The organism is Bradyrhizobium sp. LM2.9 (assembly GCF_054056555.1).
Window position 1 is genome coordinate 6,751,769 of record NZ_JBSRYJ010000002.1, and the last position, 16,015, is coordinate 6,767,783.

Below are 16,015 nucleotides of genomic sequence, written 5' to 3' on the forward strand. Positions count from 1 at the left end.
AGACGTCAATGTCGAGATCGTCGAGAGCGTTCGGCTTTGCGGTAGGCGCGGTGGTGCTCACCAGTCTGCCCGCCGCAGCGCAGACCAAGGTCACCAATGAAGGCATCTCGGCCTCCGAGATCGTCATCGGCACCCATCAGGATCTTTCAGGGCCGATCAAGGTCTGGGGCGTGCCGGTCTCCAACGGCATGAAGATGGCCGTCGAGGAAATCAACGCGGCCGGTGGCGTCCAGGGACGCAAGATCAGGATGATCCTCGAAGACAACGGCTACGATCCGAAGAAGGGCGTGCTGGCCTCGCAGAAGATGGTCGAGCGCGACAAGATCTTCGTCATGATCGGCTCGATGGGATCGGCGCCGACGCTGGCTGCGCAGGACATCCTGTTCGATGCCGGCGTGCTCCAGCTCTTTCCGCTGACCGCCGCCGAGTTCACCTTCAAGTTCGACCCGGCCAAGCCGCAGGAGCGGCTGAAGTTCAACAACCTCTTGCCCTACGTCGAGAGCACGCGCGCCGCGCTGAAATACATGGTGGAGTGGAAGAATTTTGGGAAGCCCTGCATCATGCACCAGGACGACGAGTACGGAAAGAACGTGCTCGACGGCTTCACCCAGCAATTGACGGCCATGAAGCTGCAGCCGGCGTCGGTGACGAGCTACAAGCGCGGCGCCTCCGACTTCAGCGCGCAGATCGCCAAGATGAAGTCCGACGGCTGCGATCTCGTCGTGCTCGGCACCGTGATCCGCGAAACCATTGGCGCGATGACGGAGGCGAAGAAGCTCGGCTGGGACGTCACCTTCCTGGGGGCGACGCCGACCAACGTGCTGGAAGTGCCGGCGCTCGGCAAGGACGCCGTCGAGGGCCTCTATGCAGCGTCAGGGTTCGAGATTCCCTACGAGGACACCGCCAAGGGCAAGGTCCACGACTGGCTCGTCAACTACAAGAAGATGTTCAACACCGATGCCAACACCCAGGCGATCATCGGCTACAACGCGGTGACGACGTTTGCGTTCTACGCCAACAAGGCGGGCAAGGATCTGACCGGCCAGAAGATGCTGGACGCGCTGGAATCGGGCGACAAGTTCCTCGACATCTTCAACTCGCCGCCGACCAAGTTCTCCAAGACCGACCACCTCGCCAACACCATCACCCAGGTGCAGCAGGTCAAGGGCGGCCGCTGGGTCCTGGTGAAGGACAATCTGATGTTTTGATCGGATCGCTCTTGCGGCGCTAACGGTGCACCCTCGCCCCTTGCGGGAGAGGGTGGATCGCCGCGAAGCGGCGAGCCCGGTGAGGGGTCTCTTTCCACACGAATGGTCTTGCGAGTGGTGAGAACCCCTCATCCGGCACCATAGCCGATGCGAAGCGTAGGCGTTCTTTTAAGGACGGTTCACGATCCCCCGCCCGCGGTGCCGGAATTCACCGGGGCCAGTTCGTCTTCCCGGCAGCGCCAGCCGTCGGCGGCTTTCACAAACGCAAAAGTGCGCTGGATCCTGAGGCGGCGTGTGACGTTGAAGGCGTCTGCGGAGCGCTCCTTGTTGCCGCCGCCAGGCTGTGGACGACCCGTCCTGGCGTCCCAGCAGGTGCCCGTGCAGGCGGACGCGACCTTGCTGCACATGGTGAAGGGCGCCAGCACAACCATCTCGATCTCGCCCGTGACCTGCGCCTCCTGCTCGGTCACCTGGCTGTCGAGCGCGTAGACGCGGTTGATGCGGAGGAAGTTGCCGCAGGAATTGGCCGCGTGGATTCGCGCGGCGCAGAAGTCGACGGCGTCGGTGTCGGGCAAGCGGGCTACGACCTGTCGGCCGAATACCTTTTTCGGATCGCCTTTCGCCGCGCCGATCTCGCCGGCCTTGTGCTTGAGATAGCCGGCGAGACAGTCCTCCGCCGACTCGAGCTCCCCGAGCGGCACGTTCTCCTTGCCGACCAGATTGCATTTGCGATCGCGCTCCCGCGTCCACCGGCCATATTCGGCGAAGGCAAAGCGTGCCGCTGTCGGATCGAGCTTGCTGATCAGGCTGAGCACCTGGCTGTTCAATTCGGTCTCGGCAAGCGCCAGCGACGGGTCCGCACAGATCAGCGCACCCGCTGCGGTGTTGGCCGCGAGACAGTCGAAATCCGGATCGCGCACGATCGCTGCGCGCTCCTCGGTCACCTTGAGGAGGCATGCCTTCACCCGGTCGAAATCGTCGGTGCGGATTGCGGACTGGCCGACGATGCCGCAACCGAGGTTGCGCTGGCGGATCCAGATCGCGTTCTCCTCGATTCCAGGCAGGCGATCGGGCAGGCGGGCAAGCCGCGCCTCGATTCCCGTGCTCAGCTTCTCTGCGGCGGCGGCAAGCTCGGCATCACCGCAGAACAATTGATTACCGGGATCGCGAATCTGCTGGCAGTTGTTCCTGGCGAACAGCGGCAGCCTGTCGGCGATGGAGCGGTCGGAGGTGCCTGATTGCGCGAAGCCCGGTGCCGCCGGCAAAGCCAGCAGCGCAAGCAAAGTCAGCACGATGAACCGCATTTCAGTCGCCCCCGCAAAGCCGCGGCCATGCTAGCGTCCCGGATCGCGCGGCGAAATGGCTTTGTGGCGGGGTGGTTGGGCTCGTAGCCAGGATTTCGCTGCGTTCCGTCCGGGCTACAACATCAATCAATGCGTCTCGGCGGCGACCATCGAGAACCGCACGGGTTCGTCGACATATTTCATCACGGCCGACTGGTAGAGCACGAACAGCGGCTGGTAGCTCCGTGCAGCGTCGTCCTCGACCATTGCCATGCGGCGGTTGTCGAGCATCAGCCAATGGCCGTCGAGCCGTGCGGCGGCAACCGCATGCTCTTCGCCGGCCCTGACGTCGCGCACCACGACAATGCGAAGGTCTTCGGCGGCAACGCCCGCGAGCCGCAGGGCGGCGAGCTTGGCAATGGCATAGTCCTCGCAATCGCCGGCGCCGCGCGCGAAGGTCGCGAGCGGCGAGCTCCAGACGTCCTCAGAACCGTCATTGGCGGCACGGATAGCCAGGTTGATGGCGCGATTGGTTTCGCCCAGCAGAGCGCGGCCGTCACGGCTGCGGGCCTGGTCGACGATGGCGATCAGTTTCAGCGCGGCGGGCGAAGCGCAATTGTCCCGGTCGCCGTCGCACAGCGCAAGCTGCACCATGTCGTCATCGAGCCTGGACTTCAGCGCGAACCATTTCTGTTGCAGGCCGCCGGCGGAGGTGGCGAAGGCGAACACGCCGAATGGCTCGGCGGATTTGCGCACGAGGACACCGGCTCCCGGCGACAGCAGCGTGCCGGCGCGAAGCTCGGCGGCCGATCCGAGCAGGATCAATCCGCACAGCACAGTAATTGCGCGCCAAGCGCGCGAGCGAGCAGCGGTCTCCATCTGACATCCCCTTCCGGCTTCGCCAGGTCCCCCTCGACCTGGTCGTGCGGGCTTTGTTGCTTTCGCGGAGATAGTGCGAGACGGGCTGTTTTGTTCTGCTTAACGCGCCCGGCTGAGGTCCCACAACCGGGTAACAGGCTGAAATCGGTCTGGCCCAATTGCATAAAATTTTACGAATCGGGGACTAGGTAAGAGGCCGCCTGCCGCGAAATCGGACGAATTGCAGGTACTGGTTGTGCCGCGGCCGATTCCGCGCCCTATGGCTAACGACCCGCTATTTCACGGGTTCTGTTAATTGGGTCACAGATTTGGCTCCGTATTTGCCGCAGTATGTTGCGGGGCACCACGAAGGCTAGATGAAACAAGTATTCGTTGTAAAATTTATACGGGCGAATACAGGAGGGTACCGAAAATGGGCTCGGATAAGCAATCATATACTTACAGATATTTCGATAAATACGCTGTTTCCTCTAAGGTGGCGGGGCCTGGCAGGGGCGTCGACCGCTGGGTGATGCGAAATCACACAAGCAATAGATGGTTTCGCTAGGGACTTGGTAATGATAAGCAAGCTTAGGCGATCGATACTTACTTAGATTTTAACCCTTTTTTTGGTGCCCGGTTGAATTACGCTGGCATATTTAACGCCGCGATTTCCTTGGATGGCGGGGGTTCCCACTCGCCCTCCGACGTCCATGTCGATTCCTTTACGGGCAAGCCTTTTATCGCGAAGGCGCAGGGTCACGTGCCTGATGGTGCGTTCGTTGTTCCCGATCCAAACCTGATCTTCAACGGCGAGTACAAGCGCGCAGGCAGCGATCTCGTGCTGTCCCACGACGGTCACGAGTTTATCGTTCACGATTATTTCAGGGGCGACAAGCGCGCGGCGCTCTCGTCGCCGGATGGCGCACACCTCAGCGGCGACATCGTCAACGCGCTCACGGGCCACGTCCAATATGCGCAGGCCGCGTCCGGCATTGCCGCCGCCCAGGTCATCGGCCACGTCACCAAGCTGTCCGGCAGCGCGACCGCGGTCCGCAACGGCGTCTCCATCATCCTGAACAACGGCGACAACGTCGAGAAGGGCGACGTGGTCTCGACCGGCGGCGACTCGACGCTCGGCATCACCTTCATCGACGGCACGGTGTTCGGCCTGTCCTCCAATGCGCGGATGGTGCTGAACGAGATGGTCTACGACCCCAACGGGTCGAACAATTCCTCGCTGCTCAGTCTGGTCGCAGGCACCATCACCTTCGTTGCCGGCGAGACCGCCAAGCATGGCGACATGAAGATCGACACCCCGGTCGCCACCATGGGCATCCGCGGCACGGCGGTGCTGAGCCAGATCCACTTCGTCGTTCCCGCCGGGGGCGGTGAACCGCAGCCGGAGGCGAGCTTCCAGGTGCTGGTCGAGCCGAACGGCACGACCGGCTCCTACATCCTGTTCGACAAGGTCACGCTGCTGCCGATCGCGACGGTCAACCAGGCCGGCCAGATGATCCAGATCAGCGGCGGCAACGTCTCGATCAGCAATGCGCTGATGTCGCCGGACGTCCAGAAGCTGATCACGGACGTGTTCACGCTGAAGTTCACCGACAACAACAGCAACACCAAGCTGACCACGAACTTCACCGACTCGATCACACAGACCAGCTACGATATCTTGCTCAAGACGCCAATCGGCGCCACCGCGATTGCGACCTTCGTGAACCTCAATCCGCAGGGACCGCAGGGCCCCGGCACATCCACGTCGACCAGCAACCGTATTCCCGGCCCGCCCGACGCGCGCACCCTCGATCTCAACGGCAATGTGACGTCGGAATTCGCGCTGACCGAGCGCGCGAACACGACTGGCGACACGACGCATTCCGACACGATCTCCGGCCTGATCACCTTCCTCGACCAGAACCTGGGTGACCGGCCGACGGTGAGCGTGAGCCTCGGCGACGCGCCCAACTACGTCTACAAGGACGCCGGACTGCACGATGTCACCGGATCGCTCACCTCGCTCCAGAAGCAGGACATCGCGGCGACGCTGATCAACATCGACGTGGTCGCCAAGGGCGGCAACACCAACACCGGCTCGGCGGTCTGGACCTACACGATCCCGGACCACGTCTTTGACTTTCTCGCGGCTGGCGAAACGCTGACGCTGACCTACACGGTCCGCGTCGCCAACAATTTCACGGTGAGCCCGGACACCGCCACCAGAACGATCACCATCACGATCACCGGCACCAACGACAAGCCGGTGATCACGAGCAGCGTTCCGACCATCACCTTCGAAGGCGGCACCAGCGTGGCGGGTGGCCCGCTCACCAGCGAGGTGCCGACCTCGGGCACGCTGACCTTCAAGGATGTCGACCTCACCGACACCCACACGGTTGCGGTCAAGCTGACAAGCGCGACGCTGCCTGACGGCACCGTGCCGCCGGGCCCGCTGGCGATGTTCCAGAGCGCGATGTCGGCCGCGATCGCGGCCGGCGCCGACAGCAAGGGCAGCGGCACCGGCACCATCAACTGGTCGCTGGCCGACCTGCCCGTCTATCTCGCCGACTTCATCCCGAAGGGCGAGGTGCTGACGCTGGTCTACACGGTGACGCTCACGGACGCGCAAGGCGCCACCTCGCAGCAGACCATCACCGTCACGATCACCGGAACGGACGCTGCCGCCGTGGTGTGGATCGCGACCGACCAAGCCGGCGCGCCCTCCGGTGGCTTCTGGAAGGACGCCGCCAACTGGGAAACGGGCACGGTCCCGACCAGCAATGACGACGTCATCGTCATCACCGATCAGTTGCACGGGCTGACGCCGTCCTATCCGGTGACGATCGACACCGCTGCCTATGCCAAGTCGTTGACTCTGGACGACTACGACACGGCGCCGCACCACAAGACGCCGGAGGTAGTCAACAAGAGCACGTTGACTATCGGGGGCAAGCTCACTCTGAATGCCGACGCGAAGTTCACCAACTCGTTCGGAAGCCATGTCATCGTCGGCGGGGCGATCGATGTCGGAACGATCACCCGAACACCCGGCGTGGTCGTCATCAACACCAGCACGATCACGAATGCAGGCACGTTCACCCTGGCCGCAGGCGGCACGATCGATACTCTGACCGCCATTGCCAATTCCGGCACGATCGACCTGTCCGGCGGCACGCTGGTGCTGAAGAGCGATGTTGCCAATACCGGCGGTACCGTTCAGGCCGATGCCGGCACGATGCTGATCGTCGACACCGCCACCATCAGCGGTGGCACCGTCACCATCGCCGGCACGCTTGAGCTCGACGGCACCAGCGTCATCAAGGACGGCACGCTGAACAATTCCAGTGCGGTCAACGTCAAGGGCGCGGCGAAGTTTGCCCACGAGACCGTCTCCAACACCGGCAACGTCACCGTCTATGCCACCGGCAAGCTGACGGTGAACGGGGCAACGATCAGCGGTGCCGGCACGATCACCAACGACGGCGAGATCGACCTGAACGGCAATGCCATACTGAGCGGCGGCGTGCTGAACAACAACGCCATCTTCAACGTCAGCGGCACCGGCAACGCGCTGGATGGCGAGACCGTCACCAATGCCGGCACCATCGAAGTGCTGGCCAATGGCGTGCTCGCGATCGATCACGGCTCGACGGTGAACAATTCGAGCGGCAGCGTCATTGTCGACGCGACTGCCGCGCTGACGCTCGACAACGCCACGATCAGCGGTGGTGCCATCAACGGCGGCGGCACCATTCACCTCACCGGCGCCAGCAAGATTGACGGCGGGGCTACGCTGAGCGTTAGCGCGGTCACCGCCGATGCCAAGCTGACGCTGGACGGCGTCACGGTGTCGGGTTCGACGATCACCGACAATTCCAGCATCGAGCTCGACAACACCGTCAAGCTCAAGGACGCCGCCAAAATCCAGGGCGGCGCGATCACCAACAACGGCACGCTCGAGATCGCCGGCGCCGCGACGCTGCTCAACGATGTCCTCACCAACACCGGTCACATCGTCAAGGTCGACGATGGCCAGACGCTGACGCTGTCCGGCACCGAGATCACCGGCGGCACCATCGACAATTACAGCGTGCTGGGCGGCACGATCGACGTCACCGGTGACAGCAAGATCGACGGCAATGCGACCTTGAACAAGGGCGCCGTCGCGATCGAGACCGGCGTCACGCTGACGCTCGACGACGCGACCGTTGTGGGCACCGCGATCACCAATGGCGGCATCGTCAAGGTCGATACCAGCAAGAAGCTGACGCTGGCAGGTGCGAGCCTGACCGGCGGCACGCTCACCGTCGTCGGTACACTCGCGTCCTCGGACGCCACGACGATCACCGACGCCAATATTTCGAACAACTATCTGCTCGAGTCGACCCTCGGCGGCCTGCTGGCGCTGGTGGCGACGACTCCTGCCGCCGCCATCACGAACAGCGGCACCATCCAGGCCAATCACGCCGAGCTCGACGTCAACGGCGAGGCCGTCGCCAACTCAGGCACGCTTGCCGCCATCAATAACGGCACGTTGAAGCTGATCTCGGCCACGGTGACCAATAGCGGCAGCGGCACCGTGTCGGTCGAACTTGGCTCGACGCTCGATCTTGCCGGCGCGACCATCGACGGCGGCACGGTGACGATTTCAGGCACGCTAGAGTCGACCGGTACGAGCGCCATCAACAATGGCGACATCACGAACAACGGCACGATCACCGTCACCAGCGGCACGCTGACGATCGATCCCGCCACGACCCACGCCATCACCAATTACGGCCTGATCCAGGCGAGCGGCGCTGAGCTCGACGTCTCCGGCGAAGACATTTCCAACACCGCGGCTCTCAAGGCGATCAACTACGGCACGCTGAAGCTGGCAAATCTCACCGTCAGCAACAGCAGCACCGGAGCGGTCACAGTCGACGGCCACTCGAAGCTCTATCTGACCAACATCACGATCAATGACGGCAGCCTGAGCAATGCCGGCAACCTCTACAGCGTTTCCGGGCTCAACACGATCACGGGCGGTGTCACCAACGCCGGCACCATCGAGGTCCTGGCCGGCACGCTCAATCTGTCCGGCGGCCTCAGTGGCGGCGGCTCGCTCATCATCGACGGCGGCGCAACGTTCGAACTCGGCGGTGCGGACGCGCAGACCGTCACCTTCGCCGGCGGCACCGATACACTCCAGCTCGACAAGGTGGCGGGCCAGATCTTCACCGGCACCATTGCCGGCCAGTCGACGAAAGCCGGAACGTTCACGATCCAGGGCGCGGCCGACATCACGGCATCGAGCGGCGACGCACTTGACTTCACGGCTTCGGGCGGCACATCTGCCGCGCCCGCCGATATCGTGCTCGCGCTCACCGGTACGTTGACGGGCGCGGCGAGCGGCATTGTTGTGACCCAGAACGGCGCCGGTGACGTTTCGCTGACGGCAACCGGCGGCGCTGTCGGCGGCGCGTACGGCATCGACGCGGTTACCCAGGGCGACGGCGACGTCACCATCGTGGCCGGCGGCAACATCACGGGCACCTCGGTCTACGGCATCAGGGCGCGCAGCTATGGCGCCGGGAGCGAGGCCGTCACAACCGCGGCCGGCAGCGTCGTCACCTCGGGCAGCTCCGGCATCGTCGCCGTCAACCGAGCGACGTCCCTCGATGGCTCGGATCACAGCACCATTACGGTCAATGCCTACGGCACGATCAACTCCGGCAGCAGCTTGAACCAGAGCGGCAATACGCCTGCCGGTATCCAGGCCGGCTACAACGGCGCCACAACCGGCAGCAGCGCCAACATCGGTGTCAACGGCTCGGTCGTCGTCAACAACCATGCCAATGTCACCGCCGCGGCCGGCTGCGGTATTCACGCCTATAACTACGGAAACGGCAACGTCACGGTGAACGATGCGGCCGGCACCACGGTCGTCGGCGCGGAGGACGGGATCAGGGCGCAGGCGCTCAGCGGCGGTACCGGCGACGTCAGCGTGACGCTCGGTGCCGGAGCGTCGGTGACGGGCACGACCAGCTACGGCATTTTGGCCTACAGCATCGATGCGAGCGACATCAGCGTCACCATGGCGAGCGGCGACAGCATCATTTCGGGCAGCTCCGGTGTCGTGGCGGTCAACTATGCGACCGCGATCGCGAGCGGCGTGGGCAGCACGATCACGGTCGAGGCGCACGGCATCATCCATTCCGGCTCGATCTCGAATAACGATGGCACCATTCCCGGCGCGATCATCGCCGGCTACAAGCCGGGCGGCAACGGCGTATTCTCGAGCGCGGTCAAAGGCGACGTCACCGTCACGAGCGATGCGACGATCATCGCCGACGCGGGCTACGGCATCGAAGCGTTCACCTGGGGTGCCGGAAACGTCGCGGTCACGACCGGCGCGACCTCTTCGATCACCGCTGCGGGCACCGCGATCGGCGCCTTTGATCACGGCGGCGGCGACGTCAACGTCACCAACAATGGCTCCGCCGCCGGCGCGGTCGGCGTGTCTGCCATCGCGAATGGCAGCGGCGACATCACCATCGTCAATCATGGTGGTATCACCAGCACGAGCCTTGCCGGCATCAGCGTCACCCAGAACGAAGCGGGTGCGACCGGCTCGACTCATATCACCAATACCGGATCGATCGTGGCGCCGAGCGCCCACGCCGCGATCTTCATCCAGGAGAACACGACCGGCTTGGCGACGATCGACAATTCCGTCACCGGCACGATCGGGCCCGCGATCGCCTCCACCGTGACGTCCACGACCTACGCCATCGTCGAGACCGGCGGCGCCATCACGATCAACAATGCCGGTCACATCAACGGCAATATCTCGGTCGCCACCGCGGCGTTCAACAATGAGCTGGGCGGCACCTGGACCGTTTCCGGAACGAGCGTGTTCGGCAGTCTGTCCTCGATCAGCAACGCCGGCGAGATCGATCTCTTCAATGGCGCCTCGATCTCCGGAACCAGCCTGAGCATCGCCAATTCCCACGACATCGAAAGCTGGGGCACGGCGTCGATCTCCGGCACCATCATCAACATCGGCAGCATCGAGGTCCACACTGGGACCCTGACGCTATTCGGCTCGCTGTCGGGCGCAGGCTCGGCCACCGTCGACGCCGGCGCGCTGCTGAAGGTGGAAGACGCGGTGTCGCAGACGATCGCGCTCGCCGGCGACGGCGCCAGTCTTCAGATCGACACGTCGACCTTTGGCGGCTCGATCGCGCAGCTGTCCGCGGGCGACAAGATCGACCTGTCGAGCATCGTCTATGATGACGGCACGTCGGCGACTTATAACGCTACGACCGGCGAGCTCGTTGTGAGCGACGTCCACAACCACACCATTACGTTGAAGCTCACGGGCGCCGATTACAGTAACGCGCATTTCGCCGGCAGCAGCGACGGTCATGGCGGCACGCTGATCACGTTTAACGCGGCCGACGACGCGCCGCCGGCGTTCACCGCGGCCGGGGCGACGCTGACCGCAACCGGCCCCGAGCTTCAAAACACCACTGGCTCCTCCGCGCTCGACCCGGCGTCGGGCGGGACAGGCTCGATCGTCTTCAAGGATATCGATCTGACCGACCGGCCGACCGCGACCATCACCGGTCCGTTGGTCATCGCGCTCGATCACACCACGGCTATGACGCTGACGCCGGACCAGATCACCGCTCTGGAACATGCCCTGACCCTTCAGCAGGCCGGCAACACGAACAACGGCACGGTCGCCTGGAACTACTCGATTGCCGACAAGGCGCTGGATTTCCTCGGTGCAGGCCCAGACGGCGCAGGTCGTCTCCACGATCACCCTCGACGACGGCCATAAGACCGACACGACACAGGTCACCGTGACGATCGCCGGCGCGAACGACGCGCCCGCGCTCAATGTCGACCAGGCCAGCGTCACGCAAGTGGGCGATCAGGTGACAGTCCATGGCCTCTCGGTCGCCGATCCCGATACGAATGACACGTTCACGATCGCCGCTACGGCTGCCTCGGGCGCCGCTGTGAACCCGTCAACGGGGGGCGGCTCTCTGGCCATTGTCAATTCGGCGCTCCAGGCGGTGACCTACACGGAGGCAAGCAGCGGCGGCCCGGCTGCGGACATGGTGACCGTCACCGTGACCGACGCGCACAACGCGAGCGACACGGTCAATCTGATCTTCAACCTGACCGAAGCAGGCCCGGTCGCTCTCACCGGCACGACGGACAAGGATGTGTTCTTCGGCACCGGATACCAGGACCAGTTCGTGTTCGCGACCAACTCGAACCACGATACGATCGTGAACTTCACGTCCGGCACGAACCATATCGACCTGTCGTTCGTCGGAGTCTCCAACGTTTCCGACTGGATGGCTCACCATGTGGCCGCGTCAGGGGCAGACACCCTGATCACGATCGATGCAGCCGACACCATCCTCGTGAAAGGCGTCAGCCTCCAGACGAACGATTTCATCCTTCACGTCACCTAGCGCGCCGCCCCTCCCCGAAAACTGTGTTTCCTTCCGCCTTGGCCGCGGCAAAAAATCCATAATCCTCCACCGCCAGGGAATAGCCAATCGCGGTCCCGCGCTCCATGATCGGGACGCACGGCATGATGCTGCGAGGCAGGAAGTCCGATCGACATGAAACGTCTCAAGATCCTGCGGCGGTGGTTTACGCGGAAGTTCGGGTTTGCGCGGCTGATGTGCCTTGGGCTGCTGGTCGTGTTTGCCGGCGCTCGGCTCTGGGATCCGCCGCCGATCCAGGAATTGCGGCTGCGCACCTTCGATATGTTTCAGTTGATCGATCCGCGCCACAAGACGGCGCGGCCGGTCACCATCGTCGACATCGACGACAAGAGCCTCGCCAAGCTCGGGCAGTGGCCGTGGCCGCGGACGCGGATCGCCGATTTGATCCAGAACCTCACCAATAACGGCGCGGTCGCGATCGGCTTCGACGTGGTGTTCTCGGAGGCCGACCGGCTCAACCCGGATATCGTCGCGAGCCAGATGCGCGATCTGGACGATGCCACCCGCGCCAAGCTGCGCGAGCTGCCGAGCAACGACCAGATCCTGTCCGAAGCGATCAAGCGCTCGCGCGTGGTGCTGGGCGAGACCGGGCAGCACGCCATATCCTCCGAGGTCGACAAGTCGCTGCCCTTCACCGGCGTCGCGACGGTCGGTGAGGAGGGCGCCGAACGCTTCCTGTTCGAATTCCCGGGCCTCCTGCGCAACGTGCCCGTCATCGAGAAGGTCGCTGCCGGCCGCGGCCTGTTCTCGATCAGGACCGAGCGCGACGGCCTGATCCGGCGCGTGCCGATGATCATGCGCGCCCAGGGCATGATCATGCCCTCGCTCAGCCTCGAGATTCTGCGCGTCGTCACGGGCACGCCGACGCTGCTTGTCAGGACCGACAAGACCGGCGTCCGAGCCGTGCGTCTGAGGGGCGTGGAGATTCCGACCGACAGGAACGGTCAGCTGTGGGTGCACTATGCCCGCCAGGATCCCTCGATCTACGTCTCGGCCGCCGACGTGCTCGACAATACGGTGCCGCCGGGCAAGTTCTCCGGCAAGCTGGTGCTGGTCGGCACTTCCGCGGTCGGACTGAACGACATCAAGACCACGCCGGTATCCTCGACCATGCCGGGCGTCGAGATTCATGCGCAGGTGCTCGAAAGCGTGCTGAGCGGCGCAGTGATCTCGCAGCCGAACTATGCGCTTGGCGTCGAGCTGCTCGCGGCGCTCGTCATCGGAATTCTGGTCATCATCTTCACGCCGAATCTCGGACCGGTTCGCCTCGTGCTTGCGGGTGCGACGTTCGCCGCGATCCTGATCGGCGTGTCCTGGTTCTTCTACGCGCAATATCGCTATCTCATCGACTTCACCTATCCGCTGCTCTCGACCACGGCGATCTATTTGACGCTGATCTTCGCCAGCTTCGTGCGCGAACAGCGGCAGCGCGTGCAGATCCGCGGCATGTTCGCGCAATACATGTCGCCGGTTCTGGTCGAGCAGCTCGCCCAGTCGCCGGAAAAGCTCGTGCTGGGCGGCGAGGAGCGCGAGATGACGATCATGTTCTCCGACGTGCGCGGCTTCACCACCATATCGGAAACCTACAAGCACGACCCGCAAGGGCTTATCGCGCTCATGAACCGCTTCCTGACGCCGCTGACCGAGGTGATCATCGATCAGAAGGGCTATATCGACAAATATATGGGCGACGCCATCATGGCGTTCTGGAACGCGCCGCTCGACGATGCCGCGCACGAGGTCAACGCCTGCGAGGCCGCGATCCAGATGCTCGAGAAGATCGACGCGGTGAACAAGGACCGCGAGCAGGAAGCCGCCGATGGCGGCCACGTCTACATCCCGCTCAATGTCGGTATCGGTCTCAACACCGGCATCGGCGTGGTCGGCAACATGGGCTCCGACCTGAAGAAGAACTATTCGGTGCTCGGCGACAGCGTGAACCTGGCCTCGCGCCTGGAAGGTCAGTCGAAAGAGTACGGCTTTCCCATCATCGTCGGCTCGAGGACCGCGCTCGCCGCCAAGGACAAGTTCGCAATCCTCGAGCTCGACTTCATCATGGTCAAGGGCAAGACCGAGCCAGAAGTGATCTACGCCATCGCCGGCCGCGGCGACGTGTTGCATTCTGGACCGTTCCAGCGCCTGCGCAACGTCACCATCGAGATGCTTGCCTGCTATCGCGGCCGCGACTGGCAGGGCGCGCTGGATGCGATCGAGCGCGGTCGTCGCAGCGAGGATGCCGACACGCTGGAAAAGCTGTTCGGGCTGTACGAAGCCCGCATCAAGGATTTCCAGATCAACCCGCCGCCGGAGGGCTGGACCGGGGCGTATGCACTGCTGACGAAGTAAGGGGGCGAGAGGCTCTCGCTGCCGCCTCAACAAGAGGTGTCGTCCTGGCGTTCGCCAGGACGACGGCAGAGAGTTGAGCTGCCGCCTTCACTCCACCCCGATCGTCGTCAGATCCTGGAACCAGTGCTGCGCTTGCACGAACTGCTTGATCTTGGGCGACAGTGCATGCGGGTTGGTGTCGTGGACAACCCACACCAGCGTGGCGTCGTCGACGATCAGCGCATGCGCTTGGGCCAGCAGTTCGTCCTGCTTGGTGGCATCGAAGGTCTGCTTGGCCTCGTCGATCAGCGCGTCGACCTTCGGGTTCTTGTAGCCGCCCCAGTTGACGCCGACCGGCGCGATCTGGCTCGAATGGAAGAAGCGGACGATGGCGTAAAGGGGATCCGAAGTGACGTAGGCGATGTTGTTGGCGGTGATGCCGGCGTTGATCTCGTCGGCCGCGCCCTTGCGCCAATGCGTATAGAGCGTCTCGAGCTCGACCACCTTGAAATCGATGTCGATGCCGATTTCCTTGAAGCTCTGCTGCAAAAATTCGTTCATCGGCAGCGACAGCATCTGGCCGGTACCGCCTTGTGCGATGATGAAGGTAGCCTTCAGCGGCTTCGCCTTGGAGTAGCCGGCTTCCTCGACCAGCTTCTTCGCCGCGGCGACATCGTATTTCAGCTCGAAGCTCGGCTTGCCGAACCAGGGGCTCGACGGATCGACCTGGCCCTTGGCGGGTTTTGCGAGGCCGTTCATCAGGCCGACCACTGCCTCACGATCGATCGCGAGATTGAGCGCCTTGCGCAGGCGGATGTCGGTCCAGGGCGAGCCCGGCAGCACGCTCAGATGATAATTCCAGACATGCGGCGTGATGTTATCGACGAGCTTCATGCCGGCCGCCTTGAGCTGCGGCACGGCGTCCGGCGCCGGCGTCTCGATCAGGTCGACTTGCCCGGCGAGCAGCGCATTGGTGCGCGTCAGCGCTTCCGGCATCGGCACCAGCACGAGCTTGTCGACCTTGGGAATGCGCTTCTTGTTCCAATAATCCGGATTCTTCGTGAGCTCGGCGAGCTCGCGCGGCACCAGTTTCGTCAGTTTGAATGGGCCGGTCCCGGAGGGCTGGCTCGCGAACTTGTCCCAATCCTTGCCGAGCTTGTCGTATTGCGCGGGGCTCGACACAAGAAACCAGAGCATCTGGTAGGGAAAGAAGGAATCGACCGTCTTGGTGGTGATCTCCACTGTGGAATCGTCGATCTTGGTGTAGCTTGCGACCGAGGGCAGGCGGGTCTTCACCTGCGCGCTCTGCCGCTTGTCGAATTGCGGCGCCTTGTCGTTGAGCACCTTGTCCAGATTCCAGATCACCGCATCGGCATCGAACTCGCTGCCGTCGTGAAACTTCACGCCCTTGCGCAAGGTGAAGCGCCACTTGGTCTTGTTCGTGTCGTCGACCTTCCACTCCGTGGCCAGTCCCGGCACCAGCTTGCCGGGCCGGTCGGCGACGTCCATCTCCCAGGCCACCAAGGGGTCGTAGATCGTGTAGGCCGTGAACTGATAGGCGCCGGCACCGCGGTCGGGCTGGCCCGTCGTCAGCGGAATATCCGCCATGGAGATGCCGTAGCGCACCACCGTTTCGGCACGCGCCGAAATTGCGGAAAACGCCAGCGCAAGCACGGCGAGACAGGTCGGCAGTCGGATACGCATGGCCCATAGCTCCCAGGGAGAAATCGGGGCCAAACTTGCAATCTTGATGCCAGAATAGGCAGCGGGCTGCCCTCGCCGACGTCCGATCACAAGGACTTGTCGTCGCAGGGACAATTCG

At 63.5% G+C, this 16,015-nt stretch carries 7 protein-coding genes; 4 read left to right on the plus strand and 3 right to left on the minus strand.

Features of this window, described 5'->3' with window-relative positions:
• Nucleotides 1–8 precede the first annotated feature (8 nt).
• Nucleotides 9–1,208 (plus strand): ABC transporter substrate-binding protein, encoded by a 1,200-nt coding sequence (locus ACVWW3_RS34525; protein ID WP_247344223.1) that lies wholly within the window; start codon nt 9–11, stop codon nt 1,206–1,208.
• Nucleotides 1,209–1,387: 179 nt separating this feature from the next.
• Here ACVWW3_RS34525 and ACVWW3_RS34530 read toward each other — a convergent pair whose 3' ends face one another.
• Both ACVWW3_RS34530 and ACVWW3_RS34535 read right to left on the minus strand, forming a co-directional pair.
• Complete coding sequence (locus ACVWW3_RS34530) at nt 1,388–2,512, minus strand: lysozyme inhibitor LprI family protein (protein ID WP_456651713.1); 1,125 nt, start codon at nt 2,510–2,512, stop codon at nt 1,388–1,390.
• 126 nt (nt 2,513–2,638) lie between these two features.
• On the minus strand, nt 2,639–3,370 hold the full coding sequence (locus tag ACVWW3_RS34535; RefSeq protein ID WP_456651712.1) for a transglutaminase-like cysteine peptidase: 732 nt from the start codon (nt 3,368–3,370) through the stop codon (nt 2,639–2,641).
• Nucleotides 3,371–3,989: 619 nt separating this feature from the next.
• Between ACVWW3_RS34535 and ACVWW3_RS34540 the strand changes: the two genes are divergently transcribed.
• The 3 genes from ACVWW3_RS34540 (at nt 3,990) to ACVWW3_RS34550 (ending at nt 14,214) form a co-directional block, all read left to right on the plus strand.
• A complete protein-coding gene (locus tag ACVWW3_RS34540) occupies nt 3,990–11,183 on the plus strand; it encodes a VCBS domain-containing protein (RefSeq protein WP_456672294.1) in 7,194 nt (2,397 codons plus the stop codon).
• On the plus strand, nt 11,128–11,829 hold the full coding sequence (locus ACVWW3_RS34545; RefSeq protein WP_456672295.1) for a hypothetical protein: 702 nt from the start codon (nt 11,128–11,130) through the stop codon (nt 11,827–11,829). The genes ACVWW3_RS34540 and ACVWW3_RS34545 overlap by 56 nt, the downstream gene beginning before the upstream one ends.
• Before the next feature lie 153 nt (nt 11,830–11,982).
• Nucleotides 11,983–14,214, plus strand: a complete 2,232-nt coding sequence (locus ACVWW3_RS34550) for a CHASE2 domain-containing protein (RefSeq protein WP_456651710.1) — start codon at nt 11,983–11,985, stop codon at nt 14,212–14,214.
• An 87-nt stretch (nt 14,215–14,301) separates the two neighbouring features.
• On the opposite strand, the gene ACVWW3_RS34555 is transcribed toward ACVWW3_RS34550, so the two are convergent.
• Nucleotides 14,302–15,897 carry an ABC transporter substrate-binding protein gene (locus ACVWW3_RS34555; RefSeq protein WP_456672296.1) on the minus strand — a complete coding sequence of 532 codons (1,596 nt, stop codon included), beginning with the start codon at nt 15,895–15,897 and terminating at the stop codon, nt 14,302–14,304.
• Nucleotides 15,898–16,015 lie beyond the last annotated feature (118 nt).